21 protein-coding genes and 1 riboswitch are annotated in these 18,989 nt (G+C 42.7%); of the genes, 16 read left to right on the top strand and 5 right to left on the bottom strand.

The window, feature by feature from the left end:
• Positions 1-57: 57 nt before the first annotated feature.
• On the top strand, positions 58-1,524 hold the full coding sequence (locus tag WH96_RS17750) for a malonyl-CoA decarboxylase (RefSeq protein ID WP_047765577.1): 1,467 nt from the start codon (positions 58-60) through the stop codon (positions 1,522-1,524).
• A gap of 39 nt (positions 1,525-1,563) precedes the next feature.
• On the opposite strand, the gene WH96_RS17755 is transcribed toward WH96_RS17750, so the two are convergent.
• Together WH96_RS17755 and WH96_RS17760 are read right to left on the bottom strand one after the other, a co-directional pair.
• Positions 1,564-1,905 carry a TfoX/Sxy family protein gene (locus tag WH96_RS17755; RefSeq protein WP_204248239.1) on the bottom strand — a complete coding sequence of 114 codons (342 nt, stop codon included), beginning with the start codon at positions 1,903-1,905 and terminating at the stop codon, positions 1,564-1,566.
• On the bottom strand, positions 1,905-2,495 hold the full coding sequence (locus tag WH96_RS17760) for a TetR/AcrR family transcriptional regulator (RefSeq protein ID WP_047765652.1): 591 nt from the start codon (positions 2,493-2,495) through the stop codon (positions 1,905-1,907). Before WH96_RS17760 ends, WH96_RS17755 begins: the two co-directional genes overlap by 1 nt.
• 242 nt (positions 2,496-2,737) lie before the next feature.
• Between WH96_RS17760 and WH96_RS17765 the strand changes: the two genes are divergently transcribed.
• Positions 2,738-3,187, top strand: a complete 450-nt coding sequence (locus WH96_RS17765) for a DUF805 domain-containing protein (protein WP_047765578.1) — start codon at positions 2,738-2,740, stop codon at positions 3,185-3,187.
• A gap of 105 nt (positions 3,188-3,292) precedes the next feature.
• Here the strand turns inward: WH96_RS17765 and WH96_RS17770 are convergent, their stop codons facing one another.
• Positions 3,293-3,928: a peroxiredoxin gene (locus WH96_RS17770; protein ID WP_047765579.1), complete on the bottom strand. Its 636-nt coding sequence runs from the start codon at positions 3,926-3,928 to the stop codon at positions 3,293-3,295.
• A gap of 237 nt (positions 3,929-4,165) precedes the next feature.
• Positions 4,166-5,158 (bottom strand): porphobilinogen synthase, encoded by a 993-nt coding sequence (gene hemB / locus WH96_RS17775; RefSeq protein WP_047765580.1) that lies wholly within the window; start codon positions 5,156-5,158, stop codon positions 4,166-4,168.
• Positions 5,159-5,213: 55 nt separating this feature from the next.
• Here hemB and WH96_RS17780 point away from each other — a divergent pair, with 55 nt between their 5' ends.
• Both WH96_RS17780 and WH96_RS17785 read left to right on the top strand, forming a co-directional pair.
• Positions 5,214-5,846 carry a hypothetical protein gene (locus WH96_RS17780; protein WP_156176852.1) on the top strand — a complete coding sequence of 211 codons (633 nt, stop codon included), beginning with the start codon at positions 5,214-5,216 and terminating at the stop codon, positions 5,844-5,846.
• Between the two features lie 111 nt (positions 5,847-5,957).
• Positions 5,958-7,898 carry a bifunctional 2',3'-cyclic-nucleotide 2'-phosphodiesterase/3'-nucleotidase gene (locus tag WH96_RS17785; protein ID WP_047765582.1) on the top strand — a complete coding sequence of 647 codons (1,941 nt, stop codon included), beginning with the start codon at positions 5,958-5,960 and terminating at the stop codon, positions 7,896-7,898.
• Between the two features lie 76 nt (positions 7,899-7,974).
• Here WH96_RS17785 and WH96_RS17790 read toward each other — a convergent pair whose 3' ends face one another.
• On the bottom strand, positions 7,975-9,273 hold the full coding sequence (locus WH96_RS17790; protein WP_047765583.1) for an O-acetylhomoserine aminocarboxypropyltransferase/cysteine synthase family protein: 1,299 nt from the start codon (positions 9,271-9,273) through the stop codon (positions 7,975-7,977).
• 86 nt (positions 9,274-9,359) lie between these two features.
• Positions 9,360-9,433: riboswitch (SAM riboswitch) on the bottom strand.
• A 201-nt stretch (positions 9,434-9,634) separates the two neighbouring features.
• Between WH96_RS17790 and WH96_RS17795 the strand changes: the two genes are divergently transcribed.
• From WH96_RS17795 to WH96_RS17850, 12 genes are all read left to right on the top strand, one after another.
• Positions 9,635-10,105 (top strand): MarR family winged helix-turn-helix transcriptional regulator, encoded by a 471-nt coding sequence (locus WH96_RS17795; protein WP_047765584.1) that lies wholly within the window; start codon positions 9,635-9,637, stop codon positions 10,103-10,105.
• Positions 10,106-10,228: 123 nt separating this feature from the next.
• Complete coding sequence (locus WH96_RS17800; protein ID WP_047765585.1) at positions 10,229-10,471, top strand: DUF6898 family protein; 243 nt, start codon at positions 10,229-10,231, stop codon at positions 10,469-10,471.
• 554 nt (positions 10,472-11,025) lie between these two features.
• Entirely contained in the window at positions 11,026-11,460 is a 435-nt protein-coding gene (gene rpiB / locus WH96_RS17805; protein ID WP_047765586.1) for a ribose 5-phosphate isomerase B, read from the top strand.
• Positions 11,461-11,490: 30 nt separating this feature from the next.
• Positions 11,491-12,783 (top strand): serine hydroxymethyltransferase, encoded by a 1,293-nt coding sequence (gene glyA / locus WH96_RS17810; protein ID WP_047765587.1) that lies wholly within the window; start codon positions 11,491-11,493, stop codon positions 12,781-12,783.
• A gap of 70 nt (positions 12,784-12,853) precedes the next feature.
• The gene (gene nrdR / locus WH96_RS17815; RefSeq protein ID WP_047765588.1) at positions 12,854-13,333 is read left to right on the top strand and encodes a transcriptional regulator NrdR; all 480 of its coding nucleotides are present in this window, start codon (positions 12,854-12,856) and stop codon (positions 13,331-13,333) included.
• A gap of 63 nt (positions 13,334-13,396) precedes the next feature.
• Positions 13,397-14,512, top strand: coding sequence for a bifunctional diaminohydroxyphosphoribosylaminopyrimidine deaminase/5-amino-6-(5-phosphoribosylamino)uracil reductase RibD (gene ribD / locus WH96_RS17820; protein ID WP_245629508.1), 1,116 nt, complete (start codon positions 13,397-13,399; stop codon positions 14,510-14,512).
• Between the two features lie 34 nt (positions 14,513-14,546).
• Complete coding sequence (locus tag WH96_RS17825) at positions 14,547-15,161, top strand: riboflavin synthase (RefSeq protein WP_047765589.1); 615 nt, start codon at positions 14,547-14,549, stop codon at positions 15,159-15,161.
• Positions 15,154-16,299, top strand: coding sequence for a 3,4-dihydroxy-2-butanone-4-phosphate synthase (gene ribB / locus WH96_RS17830; protein WP_047765590.1), 1,146 nt, complete (start codon positions 15,154-15,156; stop codon positions 16,297-16,299). The genes WH96_RS17825 and ribB overlap by 8 nt, the downstream gene beginning before the upstream one ends.
• A gap of 64 nt (positions 16,300-16,363) precedes the next feature.
• On the top strand, positions 16,364-16,810 hold the full coding sequence (ribH, locus tag WH96_RS17835) for a 6,7-dimethyl-8-ribityllumazine synthase (RefSeq protein WP_047765591.1): 447 nt from the start codon (positions 16,364-16,366) through the stop codon (positions 16,808-16,810).
• Positions 16,811-16,822: 12 nt separating this feature from the next.
• Positions 16,823-17,299, top strand: a complete 477-nt coding sequence (gene nusB / locus WH96_RS17840; RefSeq protein WP_162200170.1) for a transcription antitermination factor NusB — start codon at positions 16,823-16,825, stop codon at positions 17,297-17,299.
• A gap of 27 nt (positions 17,300-17,326) precedes the next feature.
• Positions 17,327-18,313 carry a thiamine-phosphate kinase gene (gene thiL, locus WH96_RS17845; RefSeq protein ID WP_047765593.1) on the top strand — a complete coding sequence of 329 codons (987 nt, stop codon included), beginning with the start codon at positions 17,327-17,329 and terminating at the stop codon, positions 18,311-18,313.
• A gap of 93 nt (positions 18,314-18,406) precedes the next feature.
• Positions 18,407-18,859: a hypothetical protein gene (locus WH96_RS17850; protein WP_047765594.1), complete on the top strand. Its 453-nt coding sequence runs from the start codon at positions 18,407-18,409 to the stop codon at positions 18,857-18,859.
• The last annotated feature ends 130 nt before the right edge of the window (positions 18,860-18,989 follow it).

Below are 18,989 nucleotides of genomic sequence, written 5' to 3' on the forward strand. Positions count from 1 at the left end.
CATAGGGATCGGCATCAAGTGTGACTAAGGACATTCTGATCTTTAAGGGTAGTAATGATGACGAACCAAAACCTGGAAACTGTTAGTACTTTATCACAGCTATCTGGGGCATGGCGGGAGATAGCGCAAACGGCAGCCCGTAGTGTCGGGCTTTCACGATCTGATGCGTCCGTCAATACTAAAAACCTTAAAAAGATGATGGATGAATGTCTGAACGGTCCGGGTGGCGATGTATCTGCAAGAATGCGGACAGCGGACCTAGGACGCACATATCTGGATCTTGATACGGACGGGAAACACATCTTCCTGAAAACACTTGCAGAAGACTTTTGTGCAAATGATGACTTGATCAAAGCTTCTATCGATGAGTACGAAACGGCTAAAAGTGAATCTGAACGTATCGTCGCCGCTTATCACTTAAGGCAATCTTCATCTCCGGATAGATTGAAATTATTAACTCAATTCAATGCCTTACCTAATGGTGTTAAATTTTTAGTGGATATTCGAGATGATCTATTAAAGATAAAGGGTAAAGATCCCTATCTCAATGCCCTTGATCGTGATCTACAACAGCTCCTCAATTCATGGTTTGATACGGGATTTCTTGATCTTGTTGAAATGACCTGGAATACCTCTGCAGCACTTTTGGAAAAGTTGATAGCTTATGAAGCGGTGCATGAAATTGATTCCTGGGATGATCTGCGTAATCGTCTAGATTCAGATCGGCGTTGTTATGCACTCTTTCATCCAAGAATGCCGGATGAACCCCTTGCATTTGTCGAAGTCGCCTTGGTGAAAGGTGTCGCAAAGAGTGTTCAAGCTTTACTAGATGTCGAAGCGCCACTTGGAAATCCCCGAAATGCTGACACGGCAATTTTCTATTCTATAACCAACACGCAAACAGGATTACGCGGTATATCCTTTGGCGAACATCTTATTAAGCAGGTCGTTCACCATCTATCCCACGAAATGCCGTGGATAAAGACCTATGCAACCTTGTCTCCTGTGCCCGGTTTTAGGTCATGGTTGGCCGATCTGGATGCAAGCTTCTATGAAGACGCTGTAACAACCGATGAAATGGGACGTCTAAAAGCAAAAACAGGGGCTGATGTGGCTAAAACAGCTATTTTCCTTTGCTTTCAAGATAAGGACTGGTTTGAAAACAAAGAACTCAGCGAGTTGTTGCGCGGACCACTTAGCCGTTTATGCGTCGCCTATTTTCATGAGAAAGACCATAAAGGACGCGCATTGGATCCCGTTGCACGTTTCCACCTTAAAAATGGCGCTCAGCTTAATCAGATCAACTGGCTGGGCGATATATCAGAGAAAGGGATTTCACAAGCAAGCGGTATTATGGTCAATTATCGTTACGATCTAGCAGATATCGAAAAGAATCACGAAAGATTTATGAACGACGGCTCTGTAGTCATGAGTTCACAAGTACGAAGCTACTTAAAGCAACTCAGCGGGGAATTAGGCGAAGAAAGTACCTTTGCAAAATTAAAGCGTACAATTGCCGGATAAATATAGGGGATAGAGCTTTTAGCGAAAGAAGATTGGCAGCTATTTGAACGCAGCTTCAATGGCACGTTTTGCCCACGTTCTTAATGCATCAATATCATCCAGAACGTCAGCAGGGACCTCGTAATATTTTTTGACCTGAACACGTCCATTTTTTGTTAAGTAACTAAAAGGCTCTGACCCGTTATCAAGATAATCAGAAAGATTGTTGCGACTTACCCTAAAATACAGCCTGTTTTTCATCAGCATGCAAAATTGCTTGTTTTGGTATTTGATTGACTTACCACCAAAGAACCGACCAATCTTTAGTTCACCCAATGGAGCAAGTTGCTCAAGGATATACTGGGAAAAACTATCCTTGTGATCATTCATAGCTTCAAGCATTAAGAAAGTCTTCCCAAGATTAAATCAATTTCATCATTTACGATTTGGTCAATTTCCTTACGCCGCAACCCTGCCCGAACGAGGACAAGAATTCCCTGATAAAAAATAAGCAGCCGGGTTGCCGTTAATTGTGGTGAAGGAGGCTTGGATATTTTACCCTTTTCAGCGCAGCGAATAATCTGTCTTTTGAACGCGGCCTCTAAAAGAGAAAATCCGGTATCAAGTTCTTGGGTAATGTGTCGGCGTCTATTGTTAAACTCAACAGCAGTGTTCGTTAACAGGCATCCATTTTCCCGACCATCAGGTTCATTGAGTAGCGAATGGAAAAGATCTTTCAAACCGACAAGGGGGTCTTCCGCTTGATCCAGAAAAGTACTGATCCTGTTTCGCACGATATTGTTGTTATAAAAACTAATAGCAATATCAAAGAGGACTTCTTTACCGCCAAAAGAATTATAAAGACTTCCCGATGTTAAACCTGTCGCCTTTTCAAGATCTTTAACTGTCGTTGCTTCATAGCCTTTTTCACGAAAGATGTTTGCTACTTTCACAAGTGTCTCTTTTTCGTTAAATGAAAGATTCCGGCCCATATAATTCTCATAAAATTTTAGATTGTTTGTTTTAAAATGAATATTATAAAAATATAAATATAACAAGTGCTTCATATTTTTATTTATTTTCAATGCCTAAAAGAAGTGTCTTTTTGAGCGAATAAAATCTTTAGGCGCTAAACCAAGAAAAAGAAAAATATGCAATTTTAACTATAATTTATCCCTGCTTCATCCTTGCTCGGTAAAATAGCTCTAGAAATGAACCAAATTGAGTCAGTTTCATGATCGGAATTTTTGCAATCGTTTCTGTGGTATTTTTACTACCGACAATTATTTACGTAAGCAGTGATGAGAAAGTTCTTGGCCGCCTAACTTATGTTTTCAGGATGCTATTTCTATCTCTCTTTCTCTGGGCTTTTTTAGTCATGAGTTTTACACATGTTATCCCTGTAGAAGGAGTTTTGAAGGTACTTAAAAATCCAACAGACGATATCCAAATCGAAGGAGCATGGACTGTGCTCTCTGTTGTGCTCATCATACTTTGCACACAAATATGTTGGATGGTACATCGCCTCAATCATATCGGGTGGCCGAAATGGTTGGCTTTATTAATCACCGTACCCGCAGTTAACCTCATTTTTAGTTTTTTGCTCACTACTATGCCTGGCAGAAGAATAGAGAGAGATTACTCAGAGATTCTAGAAAGACCTATGGATGTTTCTGATTTATAAACATCAACCTATTTCACCAATTCCGCTCTTGATCGATGAAAATCAAAATAATAAAAAAGCCCGGAAAAGTCCCGGGCTCTCTCATCAAACACATAAGTTATGTGTTTACTTATTTGGCTGTGGTGTCACGCGCAGATAAGGTTTGTGTGCGACCCAACCCTTAGGGAAACGGTCCTTGGCTTCTTCGTCACTCAAGGCTGGAACGATAATCACATCATCACCGTCTTTCCAGTTAACTGGTGTTGCGACTTTGTAACCATCTGTCAGTTGCAGAGAGTCGATAACACGTAGAATTTCATCAAAGTTACGGCCAGTACTTGCCGGATAGGTAATGATCAGGCGTACTTTTCTTGCAGGATCAATGATGAAAACTGAGCGAACAGTCAATGTATCGTTCGCATTTGGGTGGATCATGTCATAAAGATCAGACACTTTGCGATCTGCATCAGCCAAAAGCGGGAAGTTAAATTGATGCCCCTGAGTTTCCTCAATATCGCCAACCCACTGTGTGTGATCGGAAAGGGGATCAACACTCAATCCCAGAACCTTTACGTTTCGCTTGTCAAACTCTGGCTTTAGCTTTCCAACGTATCCAAGTTCTGTTGTGCATACAGGGGTGAAATCTTTTGGGTGAGAAAAAAGAACAGCCCAGCTGTCACCAACAAAATCATAAAAATCGATTGTACCTTCGGTAGAATCCTGTGTGAAGTTAGGTGCTGTATCGCCGAGACGTAAAGTCATTGCAGCCTCCATTGAGGTGTCATAAGGAGCGGAAAAAAATCCGCTAACGAGAAAAATCGAAAACTTGGAAAAGTCCTCTAAAAAGAAAGAGTGATCTTACCCCTAAAAGATAGTGATTGGTAGTAAATATCCAAGCTATCATAATACAATAATTTTATTGGAAAATTACAAGGCGCAAAAACAGCAAAAGGCCTGAAAGTTCATTCAGGCCTTTCATTAAATTGATAAAATGACCAACTATTTAAGTAAGCGAGCGGCATCTAGGGCAAAATAAGAAAGAACAGCATCTGTTCCAGCCCGTTTAAATGCCATAAGGCTTTCCATCATAACCGTATCATGATCAAGCCACCCATTTGCAGAGGCCGCTTTGATCATCGCATATTCACCACTGACCTGATAAGCCATGGTCGGAACACCAAAGGTACCTTTAATACGCTGAATAATATCCAGATAGGCAATGCCAGGCTTTACCATGACCATATCAGCACCTTGTTGAAGATCGTTTTCAACAAGACGTAAAGCTTCTTCGCTGTTGGCTGGATCCATTTGATAGGTTTTTTTATCGCCTTTCAAAGCACCTTTTGCTCCTACAGCATCCCGGAAGGGACCATAAAATCCACTGGCATACTTCGCACTATATGCCATGATTTTTGTATAGGTATATCCGGCTTCATCCAGTGTATCGCGGATTGCGCCGATGCGACCGTCCATCATATCCGAAGGACCGACATAATCGCACCCGGCTTCCGCCTGTACCAAAGCTTGGCGGCACAAGATTTCAACAGATTCGTCGTTAAGAATAATACCATCCTTAACAATGCCGTCATGTCCAAGTGAATTATAGGGATCCAGGGCGACGTCACCAATCAGGGCAATTTCCTTGTAATGCTTTCGGATCGATCTTGTCGCCTGACAAATAAGATTGTCGGGATTATAAGACTCTCGACAATCTTCTGTTTTCGTTTCCGGATTGTTATAGGGAAATAGCGCAATGGCTGGAATTCCCAATTCAACTGCTTCGGCAATAGCATCAATCAAACAATCAGGGCCGTATCTTTTAACCCCCGGCATTGACGGCACTTCACTTGTACCATTGTCTTCCTGTAGAAACACAGGCCAGATAAAGTCATCAACAGACAGGCGATTTTCAGCAACCATCCGGCGCGTCCAGTCATCCGTACGGATACGGCGCGGCCTAACAACAAGATCCTGTCTAAAGGTTGTATTCAATTATTTTCTCCTGATGAGATTCGTTTTTTGCTACTTTCTACCCAAGCCCCTGAAATTGCAAGTATCGGGCAGTGAAAGTTTATGGGGCAGATCGTCGCAAAAAGATCTGCTTTTTATTGAAAACAAAAGAATTGGTATAAAAAGTGAACAGGTTTTGAAAAAATTAACTCAATCATCATGGGGTATTATTTTTATCTCTATATTTGTAACCTTATCTGTCTCCATAGATTTTTGGAGATTTATTGCCACTGGTTATGAGGGGGACAGCTTTTATACTCTTGGACTGTTAGAAGGTGTTGGATTATCTGCCATCACAATAATTTTGAGCTTTGGAATCCTGTTTATAGGATTCAAAAAATCATATTTTCTTTATGAAAAAGCAAGGCAACATAATACTAAGCCCGAGATAATCTTTCTTCTAGATGTTCTCTTAAGTCTTTTTATTTTCGGCTTCTTTGTTTGGCTCTCACCCCAAGTATATTACGCTTATTATTACGTCATTTTTGATGGGTTACCCGCTCAAATCGTCATTAAAAATTTTCCAGACATTAGAACTCTGATAAAGATTGTTACACTATCAGACCATGCAAACCTATCCTTTCACGGGCAAGGCTTGCTCGCGAGAGCACTTATTATTCAAACATTCATCTTTTATTTTATAACCGCCACAGACAGGGGACCGAGGTAAGGCCTTCGGATCTGTAAATATAGTTTAATTGAGCTGTCACTTTTATGTCCTTGGAATTATCCTGAAATCGTGAGTAAGCTAGACAGCTTAGACATACACACAGGTGACATAATGAAAAAAATCCTTTTAGCCGGGGCAGGGGTGTTGGCGCTAGGTCTTGGCACAGCGCATTCTGCTGAAGTTCAATTACGAATTCTGGAAACAACTGATATCCATGTTCATGTGGTTGATTACGACTATTATAAAGACGCCCCATCTGTCGCCGTCGGCCTCTCACGAACAGCAACATTGATTAAAGAGGCACGTCAGGAAGCCACGAATTCATTATTGATCGACAATGGTGATCTTATCCAGGGTAATCCTTTGGGCGATTACATGGCGAAAGAGCGTGGTTTGAAAGAAGGTGAAGTTCATCCCGTTTTCAAAGCGATGAATCTATTAAAGTATGATGTTGGTAATCTGGGAAATCATGAATTCAACTATGGTTTGGATTTCCTGAGCGAAACATTGAATGATGCGGCATTCCCTTACGTTTCAGCCAATGTTTTTATTGATGATGGCGATAACGATCCAGGTAATGACAAACCAGCTTATGATCCATATATCATTCTTGATCGTGAAGTTGTCGATACCGAAGGCAATCAACACAATATCAAAGTTGGCGTGATTGGTTTTCTTCCCCCACAGATAACGCAGTGGGACGAAGCCAACCTTAAGGGCAAACTTGTCACACACGATATTGTTGATACAGCCAAAAGATATGTTCCGGAAATGAAAGAGAAGGGCGCAGATGTTATTATTGCCGTTCCTCATTCCGGATTGAGTGATGTAACACCACAGGGGCGTGACGAAAACGCTACTTATCACCTATCCAAAGTAGAGGGCTTGGATGCCATTCTCTTTGGCCACGCCCATGCTGTTTTTCCGTCAGAAACCTACAAAGATATTGCTGGTGTTGATATTGAAAAAGGTACGATCAACGGTGTCGCCGCAACAATGCCCGGCTTTTGGGGCAGTCACCTCGGTCTTGTTGATCTGACATTGGATGTTGATGACAACGGCAACTGGAAAGTTGTTGATAGTATTGGATCAACCCGCGGTATTTACAAACGTGACGGACGTAAAAAACTTCCGTTGGTCGAGGCGGACCAGACAATCGTTGATGCCGTAAAGCATGAGCACGAAGAAACGATTGAATTCATGCGCAAGGCTGTGGGCACAACTTCAGCCCCTATTAATTCTTTCTTTGCTCTGGTTCAGGATGATCCTTCTATACAGATCGTGACAAACGCTCAAAAATGGTATGTTGAAAAACTTATCAAAGGCACCGAGTACGACGGTATTCCTGTTCTTTCTGCTGGTGCACCATTCAAAGCTGGTGGCCGAGGTGGCGCCGATTATTACACCAATATAGCAACAGGCGAAATTGCCCTGAAAAATGTTGCTGACCTTTATATCTACCCAAATACTCTTCGTGCCGTCTTACTGAACGGGGCACAGGTTCGTGAATGGCTGGAAATGTCCGCCGGGGCTTTTAATCAGATTGATAAAACGCAGACTGAAGAGCAAGTACTGCTGAACCCAAGCTTCCCGTCTTACAACTTCGATGTGATTGATGGTGTAGAATATAGCGTCGATCTTACCCAGCCAGCCCGCTATAACAAAGAAGGGCAAGTCGTTAACCCGGATAGTCACCGTATCATTGATATGACATATCAGGGAAAACCATTGGATATGGATGCCCAGTTTATCGTGGCCACCAATAACTACCGTGCCCATGGTGGCGGAAGCTTCCCGGCACTGGATGGTTCAACGGTAATTATTCAAGCACCTGATGAAAACAGAACAGTTCTGGCAAATTATATCTTTGACCAAAAGAAAATTGATCCAAGTGCCGATAAGAACTGGGGGTTTGCACCAATCAAAGAAGACGTAAATGTTACCTTTGAAACAACACCTTCTGCTAAAGATATCCTAGGCAACAAAGATGTCATCAGTTACATCGGTGAAGGCAAAGACGGTTTTGGAAAGTATCAGATATCTTTTGAATAAAAGCTGGTATAGAAAACAGAAAAGGGGGCATTCAATCTTGATGCTCCCTTTTCTATAATGAATAGATCTTCTCTGCCTAGCTATCAGAAGCTTCTAAAGCCTGGCTCAGATCTGCGATGATATCATCGATATGTTCAATCCCAATCGACAAACGAACATAACTTTCAGAGATACCAGTAAGTGCCTGTTCCTCAGCTGTTAACTGGGAATGTGTCGTGGTTGCCGGATGGATCGCAAGGCTACGTGCATCGCCAATGTTGGCAACGTGGAAGAACATTTTCAGGCTATCAATAAACTTACGGCCAGCCTCTTTCCCTCCCTTAAGCTCAAAGCCGAGCAGGGCACCATAACCGCCTTTTAGATATTTATCCGCCAAGTCACGTTCAGAACCTCTTGCCTGACTTGGATGGATAACTTTTTCTACTGATGGATGGTTACTCAGGTATTCCGCAACAGCGGTCGCATTTTTACAATGTTCCCGCATACGAAGAGGAAGTGTTTCCATCCCCTGGATAAACTGGAAGGCATTCATCGGTGACATGGCTGAACCAAGATCTCGTAACAATACAACACGTGCACGGATGATATAGGCAATAGGGCCAAGTGGCTTAACCGCTTCGGTCCAGATTGCACCATGGTAACTGGGGTCAGGTTGGGTTAAAAGCGGGAAACGGTTTGCATTGGCTTCCCAATCGAAATTACCACCATCGACAATCATGCCACCAATTGATGTTCCATGGCCGCCGATATATTTCGTGGTCGAATAGACAACGACATGAGCCCCGTGTTCAATTGGGCGACAAAGGATTGGTGCTGCCGTGTTATCCATAATAAGGGGAACACCAACTTCATTTCCGATATCCGCCACTTCTTTTATCGGGAAAACACGCAAGCGAGGGTTTGGTAGCGTTTCTGCATAATAAGCTTTAGTATTTTCATCTGTTGCACGTCGGAAATTTTCAGGATCAGTCGGATCAACAAATCGCACTTCAATTCCCATATTAGGCAGCGTATTTGCAAAGAGATTATAGGTACCGCCATAAAGCTCTGTCGAACTGACAATATTATCGCCTGCTTTAGCAACATTTTGAATAGCCAACGTACTCGCGGCCTGCCCAGAACTGACAGCGAGTGATGCTGCACCACCTTCCAATGCTGTGATCCGCTCTTCAAGTACAGCAGTTGTTGGGTTCATAATCCGCGTGTAGATATTCCCAAACTCTTTCAGAGCAAAAAGATTGGCAGCATGTTCTGCACTATCGAACTGATAAGACGTTGTTTGATAGATCGGAACGGCAACAGCACCTGTCTGCGGATCACTTCTATAGCCAGAATGAAGAACCAGCGTTTCCGGATTTTTCGTGTCGATTGTCATAGCTTCACCCGTTTATATTATTTCCCTTAAAAGGGATTTTCGATTTGGATGTACAAAAAGCGGTAAAATGCGTGATCTTAATTCGGATGGGTTTCCCCTCGATTTAGCTGCATTTTTTAAGCGCCCGCAAGCTGAGCTCCAAATCAGCGCTAATTATTACCTTTTACCCTACGTTTATAAAAGAACTAGAGCAAGAAGGAATCACTTCAAACCACACTAAATGAATGGAAAATATTGTTTTGTATCAATGATTTTATTTAATTTTTTAACATATTTAGATTCTCGGTTAATCCGCCGTTAACGCCTCTTGCATAAAATAACATCGAATTTTGTTAAAGCTTATTGTTATTGTGAGGACATCGTGAAGGCTGCTTATCTGCAAACAATTTCTTTGGTTGAACGCTTGCATCGTCAGTGTTTGGAAGTCGTAAAGGCAGAGTTAGATCGCCGCGGCATTCGTGACCTGAATAATATTCAGGCATTAATCCTCTATAATATCGGGGCAGAAGAACTCTCAGTAGGAGAGCTTACTCATCGTGGTTACTATCTAGGATCCAACGTTTCTTACAATGTAAAGAAAATGGTGGAAAACGGGTACCTAATTCAGGAACGTTCACCACATGATCGAAGATCATTCCATGTTCGTGCTTCCGACACCGGGTTGGAAATATTCAATTCCATTTCTACTCTCTTTGATGCCCATGCTGAACAAATAAGCGGCGGTGTTGTTTCTGACGAGGACTTAAAAGTCACGACAGCCACCCTACATCGCCTTCAGCTATTTTGGTCTTCGCCCATGCCAATGGGAGGTGGAGTCAATCCCGCAGCCTGATGCAAGAAACAGATCACCGAACTGATTTTTAAAAAATCTTCAAGAGCTTTGAAAATAAAGTGACTTCTGTTATTTTAGACCTCTGTATTTACAGAGGTCTTTTTTTATTTACGGTTTGATTGAATGCATTCACTTGACCACGGTGTTATTATTGAGTTTTCAAGAATGGGAGCCTACATAAAGGTAAGCGCGTTTCATGAAGCATCCATGACCGAAGTTTCAATTGTTGGCGATCCTAAAGAAACAGAGCAAAAACTTAAACAGACAGTTTTAAAAAAATTGAATTATGTTTTGAATAAAGAGAACAATAAAAAATTAGATCAAAATGCCCCTAAAAAAGATCGTCGAGGGGGGATTATTGTCTAGATTTTTATCAAACAACTTAACTGAGCAATCAGTATATAAGAAATCTAAAGACGGATTTGACGCGATCTAACTCAAATTTAGGACGTTCACCGCCTGCGACAAAATAGCACACAATTTTTATCAGGTTTTAAATAATTCTGAAATTTCAATCACTTATTTTTGTTTTGTATACTATATATTTACAGTGATTACGATTTAAAAGCAGCAATATCAAAGACATAGAAATGATTATCAAAACACAAATCAGCTGATTTGTTATCCTAATAAGTTGTCTTGGTACAATAATGCCGCAGATGTTCTATAAAATGTACGTAAATTGTCTAGCCTAGGGCAAAAGAATCACATTATAACCTTAACTCTGTTTAAGGCTCGATAAAGCGACGAAAGATAAGCCTTGGTTTCAGGAGACATGCACGAACTCATTTCATCAAGATTTTACCTCTTTTGGTAATCAATCAGGAAAGAGCTCTTAATCTGTCATTCTCTTTCGAGAGCAGGGCAGGTGTGTTATGTGATCTACTTGCTTTATCGGGATAACAAAAAAGTACGGACAAATGAGTAAAAACACCATTGCCTTAGCTGCAGATCATGCAGGTTATGAACTAAAGGATTTGTTGAAGGAGGACGTCAAAGCCCTTGGATTTGATGTTCTTGATCTGGGAACAAACGGCCCGGATCGTGTTGACTATCCGGATTTTGGTTCTGCATTAGCAAAAGCAATTCAAAATGGTGATGCACAAACGGGTATTCTTGTCTGTGGTTCTGGTATCGGCATTTCTATTGCCGCAAACCGACACGCAGGTATTCGTGCTGCTCTTTGTCAAGACGAAACACTGGCTCGTTTAGCGCGTGAGCACAACGATGCCAATGTCCTGGTTTTAGGGGCCAGAACAACCGGTGTTGAGGTAGCAAAAGCTTCTCTCAAGACCTTTTTGAACACTAAGTTTGCCGGTGGGCGCCATCAAGGGCGCATCGAAAAACTTGGATAATAATCACCTTTACCAGAGAGTGAAGTTGTCATGAGCTTAGATACAACCACCTTCTTTAATGCACCTTTGGCGCAAACTGATCCTGAAATTGCAGATGCAATTAACAAAGAATTGGGACGTCAACAAAATCAGATCGAATTGATTGCATCTGAAAATATCGTTTCTTTGTCTACGATGCAGGCACTGGGAACAGTTCTAACAAACAAATATGCCGAAGGTTATCCTAATCGTCGCTATTACGGTGGTTGTGAATACGTTGATATTGTCGAAGAGCTGGCAATCAATCGTGCCAAAGAACTTTTCGACTGTGCCTACGTAAACGTACAGCCACACTCTGGCGCACAGGCAAACCAGTGTGTTACCCTCGCACTGATCAAACCGGGTGATACAATCATGGGCCTTGATCTAGCTTCTGGTGGTCACCTGACGCACGGATCTCGCCCGAACCTTTCAGGTAAATGGTTCAATGCTGTATCTTACGGCGTTGATAAAGAAACGCACCAGCTGAATTACGACGAAATTCGTGATCTGGCTGTAGAGCACAAACCAAAGTTGATCATAGCCGGTGGTTCTGCATACCCACGCGTTCTTGACTTTGCCAAGTTCCGTGAAATTGCAGACGAAGTAGGGGCTTACCTACACGTTGATATGGCACACTTTGCTGGTTTGGTTGCTGCGGGTATTCACCCAAGCCCAATGACGCATGCGCATGTTGTAACAACCACAACACACAAAACTTTGCGTGCCGGTCGTGGCGGTATGGTTCTTTCCAACGATCTTGATATTGGCAAGAAAATCAATTCGGCAGCGTTCCCTGGTCTTCAGGGCGGCCCGTTGATGCATTGTATCGCCTCCAAAGCCGTTGCTTTGAAAGAAGCGCTGGATCCTGACTTTAAAGTTTATGCACAACAAGTTGTCAGCAATGCAAAAACTCTTGCCGCAACACTTGTTGAAAATGGTTTTGCCATTACAACTGGCGGCACAGATACGCATCTGATGCTGGTTGATCTGCGTCCAAAAGGCCTTACTGGTAATATCGCAGAAGAAAGCCTGGACCGTGCAGGTTTAACCTGTAATAAAAATGGTATTCCATTTGATCCTGAAAAACCAATGGTGACTTCTGGTATCCGTTTGGGTACGCCAGCAGGCACAACACGTGGCTTTAAAGATGCTGAATTCAAGAAAATTGGTGAACTAATCACTAAAGTTCTTGATGGACTTGCTGCAAACCGCGAAGATAACTCCAAAATCGAAGCGGAAGTTCGCCGCGAAGTCAAAGCACTTTGCAGTGAATTCCCAATCTATCAAGATTTGGAAATCTAAGGTTTTATCCGAGTTATGATTTCCAAATTGTCATAACTCGGATCCCCTTAGGGGGAAACTGTGAGGGAATATGCGCTGCCCGTTTTGCAGTAGTGAAGATACTCAAGTCAAAGACTCGAGACCAACAGAAGATCACACAGCGATCCGTAGACGACGCCAATGTGCAAGCTGCGGTGCCAGATTTACGACATTCGAACGCGTACAATTACGCGAACTGATTGTTGTCAAAGGAAATGGTCAGCGAGAACCCTTTGATCGGGAAAAGATAGCCCGATCAATGAATATTGCCCTTCAAAAACGCGATGTTGACAGAGACCGTGTAGAACGCGTTGTAAGCGGTATTGTGCGCCGGCTGGAATCATCCGGTGAGAGTGAAATTGCAACTGACCTTATCGGCGAGCTTGTTATGGATGCTTTGGCCACACTGGATCAAGTTGGCTACGTCCGCTTTGCGTCTGTTTACAGAGATTTCAAAGAAGTAAGAGATTTTGAAGAGTTTGTTGGTAAATTAGGTGATGATCTCGAAATCCTCGATCCGGATCAGTCCTGATTGACAAATTCCTAACTTACTTTTTTACGAATAGAGCGCCGTAAACAACTATAGAAATCTGTCATGCACACTGAACAAGATGTTGTTGACCTACAGCATATGGATGCTGCCTTATCTCTGGCTGCCCGAGGCTTAGGAACAACCAGTCCCAATCCATCCGTCGGGTGTGTAATTGTAAAAAACGAACGCGTAGTTGGTAGAGGACGAACCCAGCCCGGTGGTCGCCCACATGCTGAAACAGTTGCTCTGGAACAAGCAGGAGTATCCGCAAAAGGTGCAACTGCTTACGTAACCCTGGAGCCATGTTCCCATCATGGAAAAACACCACCGTGTTGCGAGGCCTTAATCGCAGCAGGAATAACCCGTTGCGTCGTAGCAATGGAAGACAGTGATACACGCGTCCAGGGGCGCGGACTAAAAACTCTGAAAGATGCAGGCATAGAGGTTACGATCGGGATCCGCCAGCATGAAGCAGAAGAACTTAACGCAGGATTCTTCACCCGAAACAGGCACGGACGCCCGCTTGTTACTCTAAAAGTTGCGACTTCTTTGGATGGACGCATTGCAACCAAATCTGGTCAAAGCAAATGGGTGACTGGCGAAGCCGCGCGTCGTGCAGGACACATGCTCAGGGTAAGAAACGACGCTATCCTAGTCGGGAGTGGAACAGCCGTTATAGACAATCCGCGACTTGATGTACGCCTGCCAGGGCTTGAAGATAAGTCCCCGACACGAGTTGTTATGGATGGGCGCCTAAGACTGCCTCTGACACATGACCTGGTTGCAAGAGCCAAAGAGCATAAAACAATACTGATGACGTTTAAGGAAAATGATACTTCTCGCCTCAACGCGTATAAAGACGCCGGAGTTGACGTTTGCCTTATCGATAAAGATGAAGATGGTTACATTAGTCCATTGGCTGCACTCAAAGAACTTGGCTCACAAGGTGTTACACGGCTTTTGGTCGAGGGCGGAAGCCATATTATCGGATCATTGTTTAAAGCCGATCTCATAGATCGTATTGTATGGTTTAGGGCCTCTAAAGTTATCGGTGGTGACGGACTTTCTGCGACAACAGGTTTTGGTTTGAAAAGTTTATCTCTGGCGCCAAGGTTCACTTTATTCAATGTAGCCAAACTCGGCGATGATATGATGGAAAGTTATCATCGCGATTTTTAATTTTGTTATCGAATGCGTAAGAAAAGGCATTTAGATGTTCACTGGTATAATAACGGATCTAGGATCTGTTAAATCAATCATAGATAACGGCGATAAACGTTTCGTCTTCAACACCGCTTTTGACATGGATACAGTCGATATTGGCGCTTCAATCGCATGTTCAGGAGTCTGCCTGACTGTTGTTGAAAAAGGTCAAGGCTGGTTTAGTGCTGATGTCTCGGCTGAGACATTGTCAAAAACCACTCTTGAAAAGTGGACCAAGGGCACCCCTGTCAACTTTGAACGCGCCTTGCGAATAGGTGACGAACTTGGTGGACATCTGGTTTCCGGACACGTAGATGGCATTGCATCAGTGATTAGCATTATTGCGGATGGAGATTCGAAACGCTTTACCTTTGAAGCGCCGGAAGATCTGGCTAAATTTATTGCCCCAAAAGGCTCTATCGTTCTTGATGGCGTATCTCTTACGGTCAACGAAGTTAATGGAAATCAGTTTGGCGTCAATATTATTCCACATACAGCTGAGATGACGACATTCGGTCAATGGCAAGTCGGAAGCTTTAAAACCGGGAACTGTGAAATTAATTTGGAAATTGACCTCCTTGCCCGTTACGTTGGACAGTTGCTGGAAAGGCAAAACAATGGCTAATAATGCATCTTCTAATGCTACAAAATCCTTTAGTGATATTCTTTCTCCCCCAGAGGAAATCATTGAAGAAGCGCGTAATGGCCATATGTTTATCCTGGTCGACGATGAAAATCGTGAAAATGAAGGCGATCTTGTCATTCCGGCACAAATGGCAACACCTGAAGCCATCAACTTTATGGCAAAATTCGGCAGAGGGCTTATTTGCCTAGCACTTTGCAGAGAGCGTGTCGAAGAGCTTGGCCTGACACTTATGGCGCAAAAGAACGGGACCCGGCACGAAACAGCCTTTACAGTATCCATCGAAGCAAAAGAGGGGGTTACAACGGGTATTTCTGCTCCCGATCGCGCGCGCACAATTTCCGTCGCGACTGATCCGTCTGCATCACCAGATGACATTGTAACACCCGGACACGTCTTCCCGTTGGTTGCCCGAGATGGCGGTGTTCTCGTAAGGACAGGCCACACGGAAGCTGCCGTTGATATTTCTCGCCTTGCAGGCTTAAATCCGTCTGGCGTTATTTGTGAAATTATGAATGACGACGGGACCATGGCGCGTCGAGATGATCTTATTGAATTTGCACAAACCCATAAACTTAAAATAGCGACAATTGCTGATCTTATCGCTTATCGCCGAAAGCATGATCATCTTATCGAGAAGACGCTTGAAGATAAGTTGTATTCAAAAATTGCTGGCAAATTCAATATGGCTGTCTATGTCAACAATACAACTTACGCTGAACATATCGCCTTATGGAAAGGAGATATTTCAACGGATGATCCCTTACTCGTCAGAATGCACGCACTGAATATTCTTGATGATGTGTTAATCGACAATCACAGCGGAAAAGCTGGTGATCTTCACAATTCCATGAAGATGGTAGAACAAGAAGGACGAGGTGTTATTGTTCTCATCAGAGAGCCATCCCCCAAAAGCCTCTCCGATGCCATTAAAACCCGTTTGGGAGAACCCGTCGAAATTAACCATGACCTCAGAGATTATGGGGTCGGTGCCCAAATCTTGCTCGATTTAGGGGTTCAAGAGATGATTCTACTCACAAATTCAGAGAAAAACATCGTTGGGCTTGACGGATACGGGCTTTCTGTAGTTGAACAGCGTCCAATAGTTGAAACAACATAATCCTGCCGAATTGGATTAGTGTGAGACAGCATACATTTATTAGGCATTTATTAGGTAACAAATAATGACTGACAAACCCCACGTTCTGATTGTTGAAGCACGTTTCTATAGCGCAATTGCTGGTGAGATGAAGAGTGCGGCTATTGCTGAACTGGAAAAGGATGGCTGTAGTTACGAGGTTGTTGCCGTAGCTGGTGCCTTTGAGCTTCCGGCTGCCATTAAATTTGCTTCACAGCGTAATGATGGCCGCCAGTTTGATGGTTATGTGGCACTTGGGTGTGTTATTCGCGGTGAAACAAGCCATTATGATTATGTTTGTGTAGAGAGCGCAAGAAAGCTTCAAGACCTTGCCGTTGATAGCAACATGGCAATTGGCTATGGTGTTCTGACCGTTGAAAACGAAGCACAAGCATGGGCACGGGCAAGAGCCTCTGAGAAAAACAAAGGCGGCGCTGTAACACGGGCTTGTCTTGATATGATCGCATTAAAACGCCAGTACGGTGTTGCATAAGGATTTATGACCGTGACTGAGGACAACACAAAAGCGCCGAACGCAAGCTTGAAAAAAAGCATGGCTCGCCTTGCTTTGATACAGGCGCTTTTCCAGATCGAATTTAATCAAGGTAGCTCCAAGACCGTTTTGGATGAATTTCTGAATATGCGTCGGGATGAAGAGGTCGACGGCCTTAACATTGCAGCCATGGACCAGAAACTCTTTATCGAGCTATACAAAGGTATTAATCAAGAACGTGAGTTACTTGATGATATGCTAGTATCTGTTCTGGACAAATCATGGCCTATTCACAGGCTCGACCCTTTGTTGAGGTTGGTGATGATTGCTGGTGCCTATGAAATTCAACAACGTGTAGAGACACCGGTTAAAGTTATTATTTCCGAATACGTAGATGTCGCACATGCATTCCTTGGTGATAAAGAAACCGCCATGGTGAATGGTGTATTGGATCGTTTAGCGCACAGTCTGCGCAAAGATGAGTTTTAAGACACTTTAGAATAGGGCTCTTGTTAAGTGGACAAAACAGAATTTGATCTAATCAAAAGCTATTTTGCGCCACTGACCAGCAATTATCCCGAGGCTTACAGCCTAACAAACGATGCTGCACTTATTAGTGAAGATCCTGATAGGTCCACAGTTGTTACAATGGATACTCTTGTCGAGGGTATCCATTTTTTTTCAACTGACCCAGCTGAAGATATTGCGCGGAAATCCCTGAGAGTTAATCTTTCCGATCTTGCTGCAATGGGGGCCAAGCCCAAAGGCTATACGCTTTCGATTTCCTACAATGCATCTATTACAAGTGAATGGGTAAAGGCATTTACAAAAAGCCTGGCCGTTGATCAGGAAGCGTTTGAATGCCACCTACTCGGTGGAGATACGGTTTCAACCCCAGGCCCCTTAACCATAGCGATTACCTGTTTTGGTTCTGTACCTCGTGGAAAGTGTTTACATCGCACAACAGGACAAGAAGGGGATGATGTCTGGGTAAGTGGAACAATCGGAGATTCTGCTGTTGGATTAAAGTTGCTTAAAAAGGAAATCAAAACCGATAATTCAAGAGCAGAAACCTTTTTGATTGATCGATTTAGAATCCCCCAGCCCAGAACTTTACTCGGTATCGCCTTATTAGAACGAGATATCAGCCAAACAGCACTAGATGTATCCGATGGGCTTCTCGCAGATGTAAATCACATTGCCGAAGGATCTAATCTTCAGGCGAGAATAATCTCATCTAGAATACCTTTATCAAAGAGTTTTCAAAATGTTTTGAAGAATACACTGGATCAAGGTATTCAACTTGCTGCCACAGGTGGTGATGATTATGAAATTTTATTCACAACAAAACCGAAGAACAAAGAAAAAGTTATTGAATTATCAGAAGAATTAAACATTCCAATCACTCGTATTGGTGCTTTAACTCAGGGAAAAGGAACTCTTTTACTTGATAAAAACAACAATGAAATTCCTATTACCAGAAGTGGTTGGAAACATTTTTGACGATAAGTTCAATCATTTGATTTTACTTTGTTTAACTTAAACTAAACCTTATTATCTCTACTACATCTAAAAGTTTATTTCGCTGGTGACTTAATGAAAAAAATTATCATATTGATTGCAATACTATTGCTACTTGGCGGTGGCGGTTTTGCTGGATGGTGGTTTTTTCTAAAAGCGCCTGATAGCGAAGAAGAAATTATCGAAGAAATTCCAGAAATACCTTCTGCTTTCCTAGAGTTTCCCCCGACTGTTATTCATTTAATTAAAGAAGGGATTGTTACCCATCACGTCACGGTAAAAATTACAATCGAAGTTGCCGAAGGCCCTGATCTGATCAATGCCGAACGGTGGCAAATTCGTTTACAGAACGATTTCATGACAGAGCTTCACTCACTTTATTACTATCGATATTTTACTCAAAACGGCTATACGAGTGAAAAAATCACCAAACGCCTAATCGATGTTGCCGACAAAGTCATGGGAAAGGGGGTTGTCCGTAATGTAGAGCTCCTTGTCGAAGGAATTACAAAACCTTCTAACAGTTAGATTTAAAAGCAGCTTAATCATACGAATAGCTAGATCTCGTTGATTACAATAATTTTCTTTTCAACAAAATAATTCCTTCTTGGAATTATCTGATTTCCTTGTGTATTGTTGCTTTCAATCAAGTGAGATA

The organism is Kiloniella spongiae, from assembly GCF_001026905.1.
In the GTDB taxonomy this organism is placed as follows: domain Bacteria; phylum Pseudomonadota; class Alphaproteobacteria; order Kiloniellales; family Kiloniellaceae; genus Kiloniella; species Kiloniella spongiae.

Coding starts and splice junctions, on each gene's coding strand:
- WH96_RS17750 (WP_047765577.1), top strand. CDS start 58: ATGACGAACCAAAACCTGGAAACTGTTAGTACTTTATCACAGCTATCT.
- WH96_RS17755 (WP_204248239.1), bottom strand. CDS start 1,905: ATGCTTGAAGCTATGAATGATCACAAGGATAGTTTTTCCCAGTATATC.
- WH96_RS17760 (WP_047765652.1), bottom strand. CDS start 2,495: ATGGGCCGGAATCTTTCATTTAACGAAAAAGAGACACTTGTGAAAGTA.
- WH96_RS17765 (WP_047765578.1), top strand. CDS start 2,738: ATGATCGGAATTTTTGCAATCGTTTCTGTGGTATTTTTACTACCGACA.
- WH96_RS17770 (WP_047765579.1), bottom strand. CDS start 3,928: ATGACTTTACGTCTCGGCGATACAGCACCTAACTTCACACAGGATTCT.
- WH96_RS17785 (WP_047765582.1), top strand. CDS start 5,958: ATGAAAAAAATCCTTTTAGCCGGGGCAGGGGTGTTGGCGCTAGGTCTT.
- WH96_RS17790 (WP_047765583.1), bottom strand. CDS start 9,273: ATGACAATCGACACGAAAAATCCGGAAACGCTGGTTCTTCATTCTGGC.
- WH96_RS17800 (WP_047765585.1), top strand. CDS start 10,229: ATGCATTCACTTGACCACGGTGTTATTATTGAGTTTTCAAGAATGGGA.
- rpiB (WP_047765586.1), top strand. CDS start 11,026: ATGAGTAAAAACACCATTGCCTTAGCTGCAGATCATGCAGGTTATGAA.
- glyA (WP_047765587.1), top strand. CDS start 11,491: ATGAGCTTAGATACAACCACCTTCTTTAATGCACCTTTGGCGCAAACT.
- nrdR (WP_047765588.1), top strand. CDS start 12,854: ATGCGCTGCCCGTTTTGCAGTAGTGAAGATACTCAAGTCAAAGACTCG.
- ribD (WP_245629508.1), top strand. CDS start 13,397: ATGCACACTGAACAAGATGTTGTTGACCTACAGCATATGGATGCTGCC.
- WH96_RS17825 (WP_047765589.1), top strand. CDS start 14,547: ATGTTCACTGGTATAATAACGGATCTAGGATCTGTTAAATCAATCATA.
- ribB (WP_047765590.1), top strand. CDS start 15,154: ATGGCTAATAATGCATCTTCTAATGCTACAAAATCCTTTAGTGATATT.
- ribH (WP_047765591.1), top strand. CDS start 16,364: ATGACTGACAAACCCCACGTTCTGATTGTTGAAGCACGTTTCTATAGC.
- WH96_RS17850 (WP_047765594.1), top strand. CDS start 18,407: ATGAAAAAAATTATCATATTGATTGCAATACTATTGCTACTTGGCGGT.